The sequence below is a fragment of the Sodalis sp. RH15 genome (genome assembly GCF_047324255.1).
Taxonomy (GTDB): domain Bacteria; phylum Pseudomonadota; class Gammaproteobacteria; order Enterobacterales; family Enterobacteriaceae; genus Acerihabitans; species Acerihabitans ligni.
The window spans coordinates 4,341,366-4,356,961 of the sequence record NZ_CP178738.1; the positions used below are offsets into that span (position 1 = coordinate 4,341,366).

The following is a 15,596-nucleotide window of genomic DNA, read 5'->3' on the forward strand; positions in this document are numbered from 1 at the left end:
ATTTATTGTTCAGAGAAAGCGAAACCGTATGAAAGCCGTTATTGTCGAAGATGAGTTCTTATCGCAGGAGGAATTGAGCTATCTCATCCGTAAACACAGCAGTCTGACCATTGAAGCCACCTTTGAAGACGGCCTGGACGTGCTGCGGTATTTACAGGGCCATGAAGTGGATGTGATTTTTCTGGATATCAATATTCCCTCTCTGGATGGCGTTTTGCTGGCGCAAAGCATCAGCAAATTCATTCATAAGCCGCAGATAGTTTTTATTACCGCCTATAAAGAACATGCAGTGGAAGCTTTTGAGCTGGAGGCCTTCGATTACATCCTCAAGCCCTATCAAGAATCGCGCATTGTCACCATGCTGCAGAAACTGGAAGCGCTGCTTGCCGCTCCCGCCGCTACGCTCCCCAGTAGTAACAATTCCTCTTCCGACCGCCATTCCATAAATTTGCTAAAAGACGAACGTATTATTGTTACCGATATCAATAACATCTACTATGCCGCGGCACAGGAAAAAGTGACGCTGGTGTATACCCGTAAAGAAATTTTCACCATGCCGATGGTGATCACCGAATTTTGCACCCGGTTGCCGGAAGCATTTTTCTTCCGCTGTCATCGATCTTACGTGGTGAATTTGACGAAAATTCGCGAAATCGTCCCGTGGTTTAACAATACCTATCTGCTACGGTTAAACGACCTGGATTTTGAGGTGCCGGTGAGCAGAAGCAAGGTCAAAGCCTTCCGCCAGCTGATGCGGTTGTGAATAAAGCAGACAGCGCCTCATGGCACGCTAGGCCCGCTATCACCGGACGTGCAACGGTCGTGTTAAAGGGAGAGCGCGCCAATGAGGTCGAATCGGGCGTTTTTTTCCGCCCGACCGAGCGCCTCATGGCACGCCAGGCCCGCTATCACCGAACGTGCAACGATCGTGTTAAAGGGAGGCCGGGCGCTTTAAAGCTCGCTGCCCATCAATTGCCGCAAATGGGCGCCGGCACCCAGCAGGCCCGGCTGCTCATGGGTAATCAGATAAACCGGAATGGCGGCCAGATAACTTTTGAAACGGCCCTTATCCTCGAAAGCCGCCCGAAACCCGGACGCGCGGAAAAAATCCTTAAAGCGCGGCACCAGACCGCCCGCAATATACACCCCGCCAAAGGTTCCCATGTTCAGCGCAAGATTCCCGCCGAAGCGGCCCATGATTTCGCAGAATACCGACAACGCGCGGCGACAGTCGGCATCAGCGCCGTCAATGGCCCGATCGGTAACCTGCGATGGACGTAAATCTTCCGGAGTCCGGCCCTCGGCGGACATCAGGCTGCGGTAGATATTCACCAAGCCCGGTCCGGACAGTACCCGTTCGGTCGAAACATGTCCCCGTACGGCATGCAGTTGGGTCAGAACAGCGATTTCATCGTCGCTGCCTGCGGCAAAACCCACATGCCCACCCTCGCCGGGCAAACTTATCCAGCGTTTGTCCTGACGCAGCAAATGACAGACGCCCAACCCGGTACCCGCGCCATAGACCACGATCGGTCCCGGCCGGGGCTTGTCGCCGCCGAATTGTTCCACATCGGCCTCGCCTAAGACCGGTACCGCCATCGACACGGCGGTAAAATCATTGATAACTTCCAACAGCGCGAAACCAAGGTTCGCTTTCATCTCTTTGATGGAGAAGGTCCAGGAATTATTGGTCATCTCCACCCGATCGCCGGTAATGGGGCAGGCAATGGCGATACAGGCTTCGGCGGCGGCAACCTTCTGCGCCTCGAGATAGTGCCGGATCACGGCTTCAAGGGTGCTGTATTCCTGGGAAGAATAGGTATGGATATGGGAAATTGCCCCGCTGTCCACATCGCACAGCGCCAACCGGGCATTTGTCCCGCCGACATCACCCACCAGGGCGTATTTAGTCATTATATTCAAGGCTCCACTTACTTTGCACATTGCCGTAGGGCAAACGTCGGACAAAAAGTATAAATAATAAAATAATGATACCAGTTATAATAACCATTGCTATATGTTGGCAAAGCTTTAAATAGGATGAGCCTTCCATCCTCCTCTTACCCTTCGTCTCCCAGCGCAAACGCAACGGCCGAGGCGGCATGAATCGCCGTAGTATCGAACAAGGGTACAGCGGCGTCGTCCTGACTGATTAACAATCCTATCTCGGTGCAACCCAGAATGAGCCCCTCAATGCCTTGGCTCTCAAGTTTGGCGATGATACGTGCATAAGCCTCACGGGATTCGGGACGGATCCGGCCAAGGCATAACTCCTCGAAAATCACCCGATGGATAATATCGCTGTCATGATCATCCGGAACCACAACCTCGATACCGTGGGATTGCGCCAGCCGTTGGCGGTAAAAATCCTCTTGCATGGTGAAGCGGGTGCCCAGCAATCCCACCCGGCGCAGCCCTTGACGGTTTATGACCCGGCCGGTGGCATCGGCGATATGCAGCAAAGGCAAGGTGCAAGTCTGTTCTATATTATCCGCCACTTTATGCATTGTGTTGGTACATAACACAATAGCCTCCGCGCCCGCCTGCTGTAACGCCACTGCTTTATCCGCCAGCAATTGCCCGGCACGGCGCCACTCCCCGCCGGCCTGCATTTGCGCGATGTCGGCGAAATCCAGGCTGCAAAGAAGCAGGCTTGCGGAATGCAAGCCGCCCAGCCGCTCGCTAATCCCTTGGTTGATCATACGATAATAGGGTAAGGTAGATTCCCAGCTCATGCCGCCGAGCAGTCCGAGCGTTTTCATGGCATTGTCCTTTTGATCCCGGCGGCGGTATACGGCCGGGCGGATTATACATCACAGAAAAAATAATTTAACCGAATGTATCCTTGTCACAGGTTGAGTTCAATGTCCGCATCAGCTTGAATTGAGAGCTTTAAGATTACAGACACCCAAAATGTGATCGCCTACCGGGCGGCGGCGGTCAATAATGGCTACCCTACCGTCCCGCTTAATGATTTGAGGAATTTGTATGGTTTATTTGGCCAGTCCTACCCGTTATGAGGACATGGTTTATCGTCGCTGCGGTGCCAGCGGCCTTGAGCTTCCGGCGGTGTCACTAGGACTGTGGCATAATTTTGGCGATATAACCCGGTTTGAAAACAGCCGCAATATGGTGCGTCGCGCTTTCGATCTGGGTATTACCCATTTCGACCTTGCCAATAATTACGGGCCGCCTCCAGGTTCGGCGGAAGAAAATTTCGGCCGTTTGCTGCGTGAGGACTTGCATCCCTACCGCGACGAGCTGATCATTTCCACCAAAGCGGGTTACACCATGTGGCCGGGGCCTTACGGCGATTGGGGATCTAAAAAATACCTGGTATCAAGCCTTAACCAGAGCCTGCGGCGCATGGGCCTGGATTATGTGGATATTTTTTATCACCACCGTCCCGATACCGCCACGCCGCTGCTTGAAACCATGACCGCCCTGGATCTGCTGGTGCGTCAGGGCAAGGCTTTATATATCGGATTGTCGAATTACCCGGCGGAGCTGGCCCGGCAGGCATTCAAGATTCTGCAGGATTTGGGCACCCCGTGCCTGATACACCAACCCAAATACTCGATGTTCGAGCGGTGGGTCGAACCGGAATTACTGGATGTGCTGGCGGATTCCGGTGTTGGCTCCATCGCCTTCTCACCGCTGGCGGGCGGTCTGCTTACCGATCGTTATCTGGACGGTATTCCGGAGGATTCGCGGGTGGCCACCGGCAGTCATTTCCTGACCAAGGAACGGCTGGATAGCCGGACGATGGATAAAGTGCGCGGGCTTAACGCCATCGCCCTTGCCAGGGGACAAAAATTATCGCAAATGGCCTTGGCCTGGATACTGCGCGGCGACCGGGTGACATCGGTACTTATCGGCGCCAGCAAGCCGGAACAAATCGAGGATGCGGTGGGCATGCTGTCCAACCGCGAGTTCAGCGCAGACGAACTGAGCCAGATAGACGCCATCCTGGGCTGACGACAATCGCCTCACAACACGCCGTCAAAAAAGGCCCGAACATAGTCCGGGCCTTTTCAATGATTATTACCGGAGCAGGGTTTATGCCAGCGCCGTACACACCAGCAGGTAGATATTCAGCGACACCACCACCACCACGATGCACCAGCCGATAATCTTTACCAGACGGGTATTGACCATCTCATTCATCAACTGCCGATTGCCGGTAAAGACCAGCAGCGGTATCAGCGCCAGGGCGATGCCGAAACTCAGCAGCACCTGGCTTAACACCAGGATTCGGGTGGGATCCAAACCGGCCATGATGACGATAAAAGAAGGCAGCATGGTGACAAGACGACGCACCAGCAGCGGAATATGGAAATGGACAAACCCCTGCATCACCACCTGCCCCGCCATGGTGCCCACCACGGTTGAGGAGAGGCCGGCCGCCACCAGGCTCAGACCGAACACCGTCGCCGCGGTATGGTTCAACAGCGGCGTCAAAGTCAGATAAGCCTCGCCCAGATCGGAAATACCGGCATGTCCGCTGAAATGGAACGCCGCCGCCGCGGTGGCCATCATGGCCAGGTTAACAAACCCGGCGGTGGTCATAGCGATAGCGACATCCAGTTTGGTGGAGGAATAACGCTGGGCTCGGGTGCCCTTCATGGCGTTCTGCGTCAGCGACGAGTGCAAATAGATAACATGGGGCATAATGGTCGCACCCAGCACCCCGGCCGCCAGAAACACCGAGTCGGCGTTCGGCAGGGTGGGAATCAGCATACCCCGGCCCAGCTCGGCGATATTCGGTTGGGAAAAAAACAGTTCGGCGATATACGCGGCGGCGACGAATACCAGCAACCCGCCAATCACCACTTCAAGCGGTTTCTGGCCCCGGTGCTGCAGCATGAGGATTAGGAAGGTGGCAATGCCTGTTAATATCGCGCCCTGCAGCAGCGACACCCCCAGCAGCATCTTGAAGCCGATGGCGGCGCCGACAAATTCCGCCAGGTCGGTGGCCATGGCGATAATTTCCGCCTGGATCCAGTAAGCCCACACCGCCGGACGCGGAAACCGGTCACGAATATGCTCGGCGAGGTTTTTACCCGTGGCGATGCCCAGTTTTGCCGACAGGAGCTGGATAAGCATGGCCATAAAGTTGGCCCAGACCACAACCCACAGCAGACGATAGCCGAAGCTGGCCCCGGACTGGATGTTGGTGGCGAAGTTACCCGGATCGATGTACCCGATAGCGGCGATGAATGCCGGCCCGAGCAGGGACAGCTTGATCTTTCGCCCGGAGCTCTTTACCTCATCAACGGTTCGGCTATTCAACATATCGGTTACCCTTATGATCCATCGAGTCAGCTTCATCGTACCCAAACGATAATAATTATCAAGTGCATTTGGAACGTTTCAGCTTATCTCTGTGATAGATGACGATGATGAGCATATAGGGCGTTAATAACCCAATCTGATGGCAGTTGCATCCCGCGCTGGAGATGATGTAGAGCGTTTTTTGGGCTACTACCAAATGTTAGCACATCAAAAACATATATGGCTACAATTATAACAATTTTTTTAATTACACCTCTAACCACCTGTGCCTGACCTAGGTTGCTAGATGATTTTTCTATATTTGCAACTTATAACTCGTTTTTAATGCTGCCGTTCCATAGAATAAGCGGCGAATTATTGCATGGCTTACGATTGGAGCTTCTATGTCCCGGATTTTTCATTTTATTCTCGCCCTTGTCGTCGTGGCGATTTTAGCATTGCTGGTCAGTCGCGATCGTAAAAACATCAGACTGCGCTACATTGTTCAATTGCTGGTGATCGAGATTTTACTTGCTTATTTTTTCCTCAACTCATCGATAGGACTGGGGTTCGTTCAAGGTTTTTCCGCATTATTCGATAAATTATTAGGCTATGCCGCCGAAGGGACCGGCTTCGTTTTTGGCAATATGAACAAACAAGGACTGGCGTTCTTTTTCCTGAACGTTTTATGTCCGATTGTTTTTATCTCGGCGCTGATCGGCATTTTGCAACATATCCGCCTGCTGCCCTGGATTATCCGGATCATCGGTACCCTGCTGTCCAAGGTTAACGGCATGGGTAAACTGGAGTCGTTCAATGCCGTCAGTTCACTGATCCTCGGCCAATCGGAAAATTTCATCGCCTATAAAGATATCCTGGGCAAAATGTCTGAACGCCGGATGTACACCATGGCCGCCACCGCCATGTCAACGGTGTCGATGTCCATCGTCGGCGCCTATATGACCATGCTTCAACCGAAATACGTGGTGGCCGCCCTGGTATTGAATATGTTCAGCACCTTTGTGGTTTTATCGCTGATTAACCCTTACCGGGTCGAGAAGGAAGAAGAGCTGCAGATGAGCAATCTGCACGCGGGACAAAGCTTCTTCGAAATGCTGGGGGAATATATCCTGGCGGGTTTTAAAGTGGCTATCATCGTCGCGGCCATGCTGATTGGTTTTATCGCCATTATTTCCGCTATCAATGCATTGTTCAACGTCATCTTCGGCATCAGTTTCCAGGGGATATTAGGTTATATCTTCTTTCCGTTCGCCTGGGTCATGGGCGTTCCCGCTCACGAAGCGCTGCGGGTCGGCAGCATCATGGCCACCAAACTGGTATCCAATGAATTTGTCGCCATGATGGATCTGCAAAAAATCGCCGGCCAGCTGTCGCCGCGTTCGGAGGGGATTCTTTCGGTGTTCCTGGTCTCATTCGCTAACTTTTCCTCCATCGGGATAGTAGCCGGGGCAATCAAAGGCTTGAATGAGCACCAGGGCAATGTGGTGTCGCGCTTCGGTCTGAAGCTGGTCTATGGATCCACTCTGGTTAGCGTGCTGTCCGCGGCCGTTACCGGACTGGTCATGTAATAGCGAATAAAAAAATCGTTATCATTAGGGCCGCAAGGCCCGTTGGGGTCGGGGAAATCTGACCCTTTTTTTGCTTTGTTGGGATAATGATAGCCTTAAGATGTTTTCAATTATTGATAAAAAATACTTATTCGTAAGAGACCCGGTCTGGTTTATTGCGATTGCTCATACAATACGACCCGGCATTTCCATTTATTCTCCTTTCGTAGCATTCAACAAAGCTCGTACCACAAATTCCTTGTATGCTGCACATTACACCATGGATGAAGTATATCCGAAGGATTTGATCTCACAACAGCAATCAATTGCCTATGAAAGACATGCAGGTATGAGCTTTGCTGAGAATAACCTAGTTCGTGCTACACGAATTGTTTTTCCTTACGGGAACGATCCTTAGCAAAGACTGCGATTTGATTAGCACCAAACAAAAAACGAGAATAGTCAATAATAGATAAACCTGCTTCTCGACCGACCTCCTCGAGCCTAGACCGATCCAGTAAATCCTCATGCTCTTCACTGGCATGCTTGGAGAACAGCCCAAGGGAAGCCCCTAGATGATGAACCCAATCTACCGAAGGATGTGGTGTAGTAATAATGATGTTTGATGCTGGGTTATCATCAAGATAAGCAGCAAGAGTTCTTAAAAATTCAACGGGATTTTTTACATGTTCAATAACCGCCAGAGAAACCACAGTGTCAAATTTATTGGTTATTTCCGACAATTCTGGAACAAAGGTATGAATAGAGAAATGCTCCCGGGCGATTTGAAGAGATACAGTATCCCTTTCGACGCCGAGATAACAATCAGCATCTATGTGTGCGGCAAGCGTACCCGATCCACAGCCAAAATCAAGCACACGGCCCTTGAGATAGGGGACTGCACGCCGGATACGTTCTCTACGCAAGTAGGGTGACAATAATCCCTCCGCCCCTTGGTCAGCCATTTTACATTTTCCTCAAGTCAGAAACTGCTCTGTTTGTTAGGTAGGGGATATCTGAATAAATTTTTTCATACAATTCGCAACAACGTTGATACTTTTTCACCCCTAACGAATTTTTTCCATAAGAATAAAAATGATAAAGAAGCGAGTACCCTTACTCAATTATCATATTGCTCTAATAATCAGTGCCTAATTAATTCAATTTTCTCCAGAGCAATACCAATAGTCCTTATATCTTCATTAATGCCTAGATTGTGAGGCGATGTAGCCTGTGGGACAGAAATTTCAATTTGCTGGTTCCCTTCAAGATGGCTTAACGGTAGGGAAACCCTATAATCATCATCACTAACAGATATGAGTTCTTTTTGCCATATTTTCCCAGATTGCATAGTGGAAAATTTTACCAGAACAGGCCTGGCTGCGCTTGAACCATAAACATAAAAATGTCGCGCTGCAGAACAAGATCCTTCCACGCAGTCCTTAGGGACAGGGAGACGTAGCGTCGATTTTTGCTTAGACCAGACATGATCTTTGCCGAAATTGATAGTATAAATAAAATTGCACTGTTAGCCATAGATATGTTTTCTCTAAAGATAGGTAAAACTAACCACCCGTACAAAAAAGCGGCTATAGCAATCGCTAGGTTGTATTACTAACTAATGTTCTTTTGGAAAATTAGCAGCTTTAAAACGAATATCTTCCAATAGTTTACGATTTGCTGACAATAAATCGGCTATAAATGCAATTAAGATAGTCTGAAAACCCATACCTAGAAGCACGGAAGCAAGAATAAGTGACTGGATATGTCCCTCTCCCTCCCTTGCAAAAAAAAACCAAAGGAAACGGATACCGATTAAGAAGCCAGCGCCAAATAAAACGGTACCAATAGTGCCAAAAAATCTAAACGGTCTGTATATTATGAATATACGTACTATAGTTGCTATACTTCTATTAATATACGCAGGGATACTTTTCACCAGCCTTGAAGGACGCAACTCTTCATTAACTCTGATAGGTACAGAAGTAATGATGATGTTTTTTTGTCCCGCCTGAATAATCGTTTCAAGCGTATAAGTATAGTCATTAAAAACCATAAGCTGTTGTGCCGCAGTACGGCTCATTGCCCGAAAACCGCTTGGAGCATCTGGAACATCAGTTTTACTGGCAATTCGCACAACCCAGCTACCCAATTTTTGCAAGAATTTTTTTATGAGAGAAAAACTTTCTATTGTGTGTATTGGGCGAGCACCAATGACTATTTCTGCTTGGTGTCCAAGTATGGGCTCGAGCAACAGGGGGATATCGTCAGCATTATATTGATTATCGGCATCGGTATTAACAATTATATCAGCACCCAGTCTTAGACAGGCATCTAATCCAGTCATAAACGAGGCAGCCAATCCTTTGTTACCCGCGTGTCTAATTATATGATCAACACCATATTCTCTAGCCACTTCTGCTGTATTATCCTGGCTACCATCATCGATGATAAGCCATTCGACGGTTGTAAAACCCGGAAGCATTCTAGGCAGCGCAGATAGCGCAATAGGAAGCGTTTGTGCTTCATTGAAGCAGGGTATTTGTATGATTAGTTTCATTATATTCGTTCCAAAAGTCTGTCAGTCTTTTGACAATAGACAATGAATACTGAGTATATTCTCTATTAAATAAGTAAAAAAACGACATTTGATGTACAATTCACAAGCCAAAACTTAAATTATATTAATATGATTAATAAATATTTGAATCCTTGCGTCTAATCCTAGCGCCTTTTTACATACTTTTAGTTAAAATTCTTAAACTTAGATTTTTATAACATATTTAACTAGTTAATGTAAGTCTACTTGAAGGTGAAATCAGCTTTATCTACTCCATAATGACTCAATTTGAATCTTAGCCGGTTTGAATCAGCGAACAGTGTCCTTTAGGTAGACAGCGACATGAAGATTGGGACGTCTCAGCCCTCTTAAGGATTTAGTAGGATATTGTCCCGACATAAAAAAACCGGCTCTAGGCCGGTTTTTTCAACATAAAGAATTTGGTGGAGCTAAGCGGGATCGAACCGCTGACCTCTTGCATGCCATGCAAGCGCTCTCCCAGCTGAGCTATAGCCCCAACGTACTGCTTTTCAGAATCACGATTCAAACCAATCCTGCGATTGGTGGAGCTAAGCGGGATCGAACCGCTGACCTCTTGCATGCCATGCAAGCGCTCTCCCAGCTGAGCTATAGCCCCGTTCCATACATATCATATTCTGTGGACGGGGCGCATGATATGAAACCCGGCAAACGGTGTCAACGGCTAAATGTATTAAACGCATCAAACGCTGAAAAAGCCGCCAAATCAGCGGCTCCGAACCTGTTTATTGTTCACGCCGGGTAATAAACGCCAAGGCCATGTCAATTCGAGCCAGGGTGCGGGCCCGGCCTACCGCATGCACCGTCACATCCAATGCCGGCGATTGGCCGGCGCCGGTGACGGCGACCCGCAGCGGCATCCCCACCTTGCCCATGCCCACTTCAAGCTCCGCTGCGGTCTGTTCGATGGCCTGGTGAACCCGCTCCGGCGTCCAGTCGGTCAATGCGGCCAGCTTGGCGCGCGCCAGCTCCAGCGGCTGCCGGGCAACCGGCCGCAAATGCTTCTTGGCGGCGTCGGCATCGAATTCCTCGAAATCCTGATAAAAGTAGTGGCAGGAAGACGCCATCTCCTTCAGGGTCTTGCAGCGTTCCCCCAGCAGGCCAATCAGCGCCGTGAGCTGCGGGCCATTGCTGGTGTCGATACCCTCTTGCTCCATATGCCAGAGCAAATGGGTGGCCACATACTCCGCCGGCAGATGATTGATATAATGATGGTTAAGCCACAGTAACTTTTCGGTATTGAACGCGCTGGCGGACTTGTTGATATCTCCCAGGCTGAACAGCTCTTTCATCTCGCCGATGCTGAATATTTCCTGATCGCCGTGTGACCAGCCCAGACGCACCAGATAGTTCAGCAGCGCTTCGGGCAGGAAGCCATCGTCGCGATACTGCATCACCCCAACCGCCCCGTGGCGTTTGGAGAGTTTTTTGCCATCGTCCCCCAATATCATCGAAACATGGGCGTACTCAGGCACCGGCGCCCCCAGCGCTTTCAGGATATTGATTTGGCGCGGGGTATTATTGATATGGTCTTCGCCCCGGATAACATGGGTGATTTCCATATCCCAGTCATCGATCACCACGCAAAAATTATACGTGGGGGAACCGTCGGTGCGGCGGATAATCAAATCGTCCAGTTCCTGATTGCTGAACTCGATGGGGCCGCGGATTTTATCGTCAAAAATCACCGAACCCTCTTGCGGGTTGGCAAAACGCACCACGCACGGCTCATTCGCGTCATGATGCTCATGGCTGTCGCGGCAACGTCCGTCATAACGGGGCTTTTCCCCTTTAGCCATCTGCTCTTCACGCAGCGCTTCCAACCGTTCCTTGGAGCAGTAGCATTTATAAGCGGTGCCTTGTTCAAGCATCTCATCGATAACCGCGTTATATCGGTCAAAGCGTTTGGTCTGGAAATACGGACCTTCATCCCAATCCAGATTAAGCCAATTCATCCCATCCATAATGGCATCAATAGCAGCCTGGGTTGAGCGCTCCAGATCGGTATCCTCGATACGCAGCACGAACTCGCCGCCGTGATGGCGGGCAAAAAGCCACGAATAAAGAGCGGTACGGGCGCCGCCGACGTGCAGATAGCCGGTGGGGCTGGGCGCAAAACGGGTTTTAATTTTCATTGGGGATATTGCCTTAATCACGCTTGGCTGACAGTGGGAAGCGCGGCTTCCCGCCGTATATAAAAAGTGGACAATATTCTACCACTCCCCCTCGATTCCTCAACGCCGTTTGACTTTAGCGGCGTTTTTTACCTATATTCCGGTAGCGGCAAGTCAATTCTTGACTAATTTTACGACGAACACACTTTTTACTTTGAAAAACCGTTGACTCACTTGGCAGTATCCCTATAATGCGACACCACACGGCGGGGGTGATTAGCTCAGCTGGGAGAGCGTCTCCCTTACAAGGAGAGGGTCGGCGGTTCGATCCCGTCATCACCCACCACTTCATTTTGGGTGGCTCCGCTGTGAGAAATAGAAGTAATACGCTGTAAGAAGTGGGTGATTAGCTCAGCTGGGAGAGCGTCTCCCTTACAAGGAGAGGGTCGGCGGTTCGATCCCGTCATCACCCACCACTTCTTAAGTCAGTATTGTTTTGATTTTCGGTTTTCAGAAATGGGTGATTAGCTCAGCTGGGAGAGCGTCTCCCTTACAAGGAGAGGGTCGGCGGTTCGATCCCGTCATCACCCACCATTTCTGATCTTTAAGTGGGTCGTTAGCTCAGTTGGTAGAGCAGTTGACTTTTAATCAATTGGTCGCAGGTTCGAATCCTGCACGACCCACCACTTTCAAAATACTTCCCCTAGCAGCAAATTTCCGCTTAACGCTTATATCGCACGAGTCGTGCTGGATGAGAACCTGCGCAGGTTCGAGCCGAGCGAAGCGAGACAGCGTTGCCGTATGGCAACGACCCGAAGGGCGAGGCCAAAGGCCGAGTCATCCTGCACGACCCACCACTTTCAAATAAAAACTCTCCCCGGCAAATGTTCTCTTTACGCTTATATCGCACGAGTCGTGCTGGATGAGAACCTGCGCAGGTTCGAGCCGAGCGAAGCGAGACAGCGTTGCCGTATGGCAACGACCCGAAGGGCGAGGCCAAAGGCCGAGTCATCCTGCACAACCCACCACTTTCGAAAAACACTCCTTTGCAGCCCACTACTTCAAACCCTTAGCAACATGAAATCCGCAGACAATTCTTATTGCCGGCATTTTTAACCTACTGATTTATAATCATATCCTTACCTGCCATAAAAATTTTTGAAACTTATCAATTAAATATCTTGCTATTTAATAGCGAACTATTTAAATTAGCTTTCATTGGATGCACAACGGCAAAAGGTGAAGCGAAAATTTCCCCTTAGCGCTTAGTGTAAACGTTGCAGGTATAGCTCTGATTAACTAAATAGCACACTACTAATTTGCAAAATACTTAATTGAGAGCAATACAAGAAGCTTACCCGTCGCCTCGGCGACATCACATTCACTGACAGAAGGAAATTGACCATGTCCAAATTAGCCACCATTTTCACCGCCTCCCTGCTGACCATGGGAATGAGCAGCGCCTTTGCCGCGACCCAGCTTCCCGCCGCCGATCGCCAGGTGCAATCGTTCCTGAACGTACTGAACAGTTCCGGCGGCAAACCCATGGAACAGCTTTCGCCGAAAGAGGCACGCCAGGTTCTCACGGACGCCCAGGCCAATGCCAAGCTGCCGCCGGCCGACGTCTCGGATAAGACCATTACCGTCGACGGGCAGGAAATTTCGCTGAAAATCGTTAAACCGGTAGGCGCCACCGGCACATTACCGGTATTTATGTTCTTCCATGGCGGCGGCTGGATCCTGGGGGATTTCCCTACCCATGAACGCCTGGTGCGCGACCTGGTGGTGGAATCCGGCGCGGCGGCGGTATTTGTGAATTACACCCCCTCTCCGGAAGCGCATTATCCGGTGGCCATTAACCAGGCATACGCGGCAACCCGCTGGGTAGCGGAACATGGCGATGAAATCGGTGTGGACGGCTCACGCCTGGCGGTAGCGGGCAACAGCGTCGGCGGGAATATGGCAACGGTGGTTTCCCTGATGGCGAAAGAAAAAGGCGCGCCGAAGATTCGCTTTGAAGCCTTAATGTGGCCGGTAACGGATGCCGACTTTGATACCGGCTCCTACAAGACCTACGCCCAAGGCCATTTCCTCACCCGCAATATGATGAAGTGGTTCTGGGACGCCTATACCAAAGATGCCAAACAGCGCAGTGACATCCACGCCTCACCGCTGCGCGCCACCGAAGCGCAGTTAAAAGGCCTGCCGCCGACGCTGATTCAAACCGCCGAGCTGGATGTACTGCGTGATGAGGGGGAAGCCTATGGCAGGAAGCTGAATGCCGCCGGCGTTGACGTAACCGTAACCCGCTATAACGGCATGATCCATGACTTCGGATTGCTGAATCCCTTGAGCCAGGTCCCGGCGGTACGTTCACAGATCCTGCAGGCCGCCACCGAACTGAAGACCCACCTGCAATAACCCCAGCCTAGATAGCGGCCATACCGGCCGCTATCTCAGGACGTACAACGAGCCGGTTAAAGGGAGACCGCGGGCGAAATGAAAAACCTAATGCCCGCCCCCGCCGCCCTGGGCGACAAACGGCGGTTTGGCCAGAAATATCACGATCACCAGCGAAAAGAAAATCCAGCCCAGAAGGGTGAAATAATCGACGGTGGACATCATATAGGCCTGCCCTTCCACCAGCTTGTCCAACTGCGCCATGGCCCTCTGGCTGCTACCCCCCAGCTGTGCAATGTACGACTGCGTATTCTGGCTGTAAGGCGTGATATTCTCCACCAGCTGCGCATGATGGAATATCTCCCGACGCTGCCAGATCCAGGTGGTCAGCGAGGAGGCAAAACTCCCTCCCAGCACCCGCAAAAAGGTCGCCAAACCCGAACCGTCGGCAATCTCCCGCGGCGCCAGGCTGGACAGCAGGATACTGGTGGTAGGCATGAAAAACAGCGCAATGCCGATACCCATAAAACCCTGGATCATCGCTATATGATAATAATCCACCATGGTATTAAAATCGGCCCGCATAAAGCACGATACGCCGATCACCAGGAACGATCCCCCCGACAGCAAGCGCAAATCGAACATATGGGCATAACGCCCCACCAGCGGCGACAACAGGACCGGCAATACACCCATCGGCGCCGCCGCCATCCCCGCCCATACCGGCGTATAGCCCAGCTGGGTTTGCAGCCATTGCGGCAACAGCAGGTTTATGCCGAAGAAACCGGAATAACCCAGCACCAGCGCCAGGGTACCGAAAGAGAAATTGCGATAGCGGAACAGGCGCAGATTGACAATAGGATGTTTGTCGGTGAATTCCCAGATGACCAGCGCTATCAGCGAAACCGAAGAAATTACCGTGCCGACGACAATGAAATTGGAACTGAACCAATCGAGATCGTTGCCTTTGTCCAGCACCACCTGCAATAAGCCCACCCCCAGCACCAACAGCCCCAGGCCGATATAATCGATAGGCTGATGCTCCACCTCTTCCGGCCGTTCCTTCAACTGGGTGAAAACCAGCATGGCGGCGAAGATACCGATGGGCACGTTGATAAAAAAGATCCACGACCAAGAGTAGTTATCGGTAATCCAGCCCCCCGCCAGCGGCCCGATAATGGGCGCCACCACCGTCACCATCGCCAACAGGGACAGCGCCATTCCCCGCTTGGCCGCGGGGTAAATGGACAACAGCAGGGTTTGCGCCATGGGATACAGCGGTCCGGCGAAAAAGCCCTGCAGCGCACGGAATATCACCAATTGCGTCATGCTTTGGGAAATACCGCACAGAAACGAGGTGATAATAAACAGTATCACCGAAGCCAAAAACAGCTTGGTCTGGCCGAAACGCCGGGACATCCAGCCGGTCAGCGGCAATGCGATGGCGTTGGATACCGCAAACGAAGTAATAACCCACGTCCCTTGATCAGAGCTGACGCCCAGATTGCCGGAAATGGTCGGTAAGGCCACATTGGCAATCGTGGTATCCAGCACCTGCATAAACGTCGCCAGCGACAGTCCGATAGTGGCCAGGACCAGGCTGGGCGGACGAAATGATTGATCACTCATGGCGGCCCCGCA

General features: G+C 51.1%; 11 protein-coding genes, 6 tRNA genes and 2 other RNA genes. 10 read left to right on the plus strand and 9 right to left on the minus strand.

Annotation, left to right across the window (positions count from 1 at the left end; all coding sequences use genetic code 11):
* Positions 1–28 precede the first annotated feature (28 nt).
* Positions 29–763 carry a LytR/AlgR family response regulator transcription factor gene (locus ACL2XO_RS19690; RefSeq protein WP_203523615.1) on the plus strand — a complete coding sequence of 245 codons (735 nt, stop codon included), beginning with the start codon at positions 29–31 and terminating at the stop codon, positions 761–763.
* Positions 764–951: 188 nt separating this feature from the next.
* Here ACL2XO_RS19690 and glk read toward each other — a convergent pair whose 3' ends face one another.
* Together glk and ACL2XO_RS19700 are read right to left on the minus strand one after the other, a co-directional pair.
* Positions 952–1,914 (minus strand): glucokinase, encoded by a 963-nt coding sequence (gene glk / locus ACL2XO_RS19695; protein ID WP_413741340.1) that lies wholly within the window; start codon positions 1,912–1,914, stop codon positions 952–954.
* Between the two features lie 146 nt (positions 1,915–2,060).
* The gene (locus ACL2XO_RS19700; RefSeq protein ID WP_413725158.1) at positions 2,061–2,762 is read right to left on the minus strand and encodes an aspartate/glutamate racemase family protein; all 702 of its coding nucleotides are present in this window, start codon (positions 2,760–2,762) and stop codon (positions 2,061–2,063) included.
* 226 nt (positions 2,763–2,988) lie between these two features.
* Here ACL2XO_RS19700 and mgrA point away from each other — a divergent pair, with 226 nt between their 5' ends.
* Complete coding sequence (gene mgrA, locus ACL2XO_RS19705) at positions 2,989–3,978, plus strand: L-glyceraldehyde 3-phosphate reductase (RefSeq protein ID WP_132927087.1); 990 nt, start codon at positions 2,989–2,991, stop codon at positions 3,976–3,978.
* Positions 3,979–4,059: 81 nt separating this feature from the next.
* Here the strand turns inward: mgrA and ACL2XO_RS19710 are convergent, their stop codons facing one another.
* Positions 4,060–5,295, minus strand: a complete 1,236-nt coding sequence (locus ACL2XO_RS19710) for an Nramp family divalent metal transporter (RefSeq protein ID WP_413725159.1) — start codon at positions 5,293–5,295, stop codon at positions 4,060–4,062.
* Positions 5,296–5,678: 383 nt separating this feature from the next.
* Between ACL2XO_RS19710 and ACL2XO_RS19715 the strand changes: the two genes are divergently transcribed.
* Positions 5,679–6,863: a NupC/NupG family nucleoside CNT transporter gene (locus ACL2XO_RS19715; protein ID WP_132927083.1), complete on the plus strand. Its 1,185-nt coding sequence runs from the start codon at positions 5,679–5,681 to the stop codon at positions 6,861–6,863.
* A gap of 359 nt (positions 6,864–7,222) precedes the next feature.
* Here ACL2XO_RS19715 and ACL2XO_RS19720 read toward each other — a convergent pair whose 3' ends face one another.
* The 5 genes from ACL2XO_RS19720 to gltX form a co-directional block, all read right to left on the minus strand.
* On the minus strand, positions 7,223–7,807 hold the full coding sequence (locus tag ACL2XO_RS19720) for a class I SAM-dependent methyltransferase (protein WP_413725160.1): 585 nt from the start codon (positions 7,805–7,807) through the stop codon (positions 7,223–7,225).
* Between the two features lie 653 nt (positions 7,808–8,460).
* Complete coding sequence (locus tag ACL2XO_RS19725; RefSeq protein WP_413725161.1) at positions 8,461–9,402, minus strand: glycosyltransferase family 2 protein; 942 nt, start codon at positions 9,400–9,402, stop codon at positions 8,461–8,463.
* A 441-nt stretch (positions 9,403–9,843) separates the two neighbouring features.
* Positions 9,844–9,919: transfer RNA gene (locus ACL2XO_RS19730), tRNA-Ala, on the minus strand.
* Between the two features lie 44 nt (positions 9,920–9,963).
* Positions 9,964–10,039 (minus strand) — tRNA-Ala (locus tag ACL2XO_RS19735).
* A gap of 127 nt (positions 10,040–10,166) precedes the next feature.
* Positions 10,167–11,576, minus strand: a complete 1,410-nt coding sequence (gltX, locus tag ACL2XO_RS19740; RefSeq protein ID WP_413725162.1) for a glutamate--tRNA ligase — start codon at positions 11,574–11,576, stop codon at positions 10,167–10,169.
* A gap of 249 nt (positions 11,577–11,825) precedes the next feature.
* On the opposite strand from gltX, the gene ACL2XO_RS19745 reads away from it, so the two are divergent.
* The 7 genes from ACL2XO_RS19745 to ACL2XO_RS19775 all read left to right on the plus strand — a co-directional run bounded on the left by ACL2XO_RS19745 (position 11,826) and on the right by ACL2XO_RS19775 (position 13,976).
* Positions 11,826–11,901 (plus strand) — tRNA-Val (locus tag ACL2XO_RS19745).
* A 54-nt stretch (positions 11,902–11,955) separates the two neighbouring features.
* Positions 11,956–12,031: transfer RNA gene (locus tag ACL2XO_RS19750), tRNA-Val, on the plus strand.
* Between the two features lie 42 nt (positions 12,032–12,073).
* Positions 12,074–12,149 (plus strand) — tRNA-Val (locus tag ACL2XO_RS19755).
* A 16-nt stretch (positions 12,150–12,165) separates the two neighbouring features.
* Positions 12,166–12,241, plus strand: a tRNA-Lys gene (locus ACL2XO_RS19760).
* Between the two features lie 44 nt (positions 12,242–12,285).
* A non-coding RNA gene (locus ACL2XO_RS19765) (RtT sRNA) lies at positions 12,286–12,412 on the plus strand.
* Positions 12,413–12,456: 44 nt separating this feature from the next.
* Positions 12,457–12,583, plus strand: a non-coding RNA gene (locus ACL2XO_RS19770) — RtT sRNA.
* A gap of 376 nt (positions 12,584–12,959) precedes the next feature.
* Entirely contained in the window at positions 12,960–13,976 is a 1,017-nt protein-coding gene (locus tag ACL2XO_RS19775; RefSeq protein ID WP_413741341.1) for an alpha/beta hydrolase, read from the plus strand.
* 87 nt (positions 13,977–14,063) lie between these two features.
* Here the strand turns inward: ACL2XO_RS19775 and ACL2XO_RS19780 are convergent, their stop codons facing one another.
* Positions 14,064–15,584, minus strand: coding sequence for a DHA2 family efflux MFS transporter permease subunit (locus tag ACL2XO_RS19780; RefSeq protein WP_413741342.1), 1,521 nt, complete (start codon positions 15,582–15,584; stop codon positions 14,064–14,066).
* Positions 15,585–15,596 lie beyond the last annotated feature (12 nt).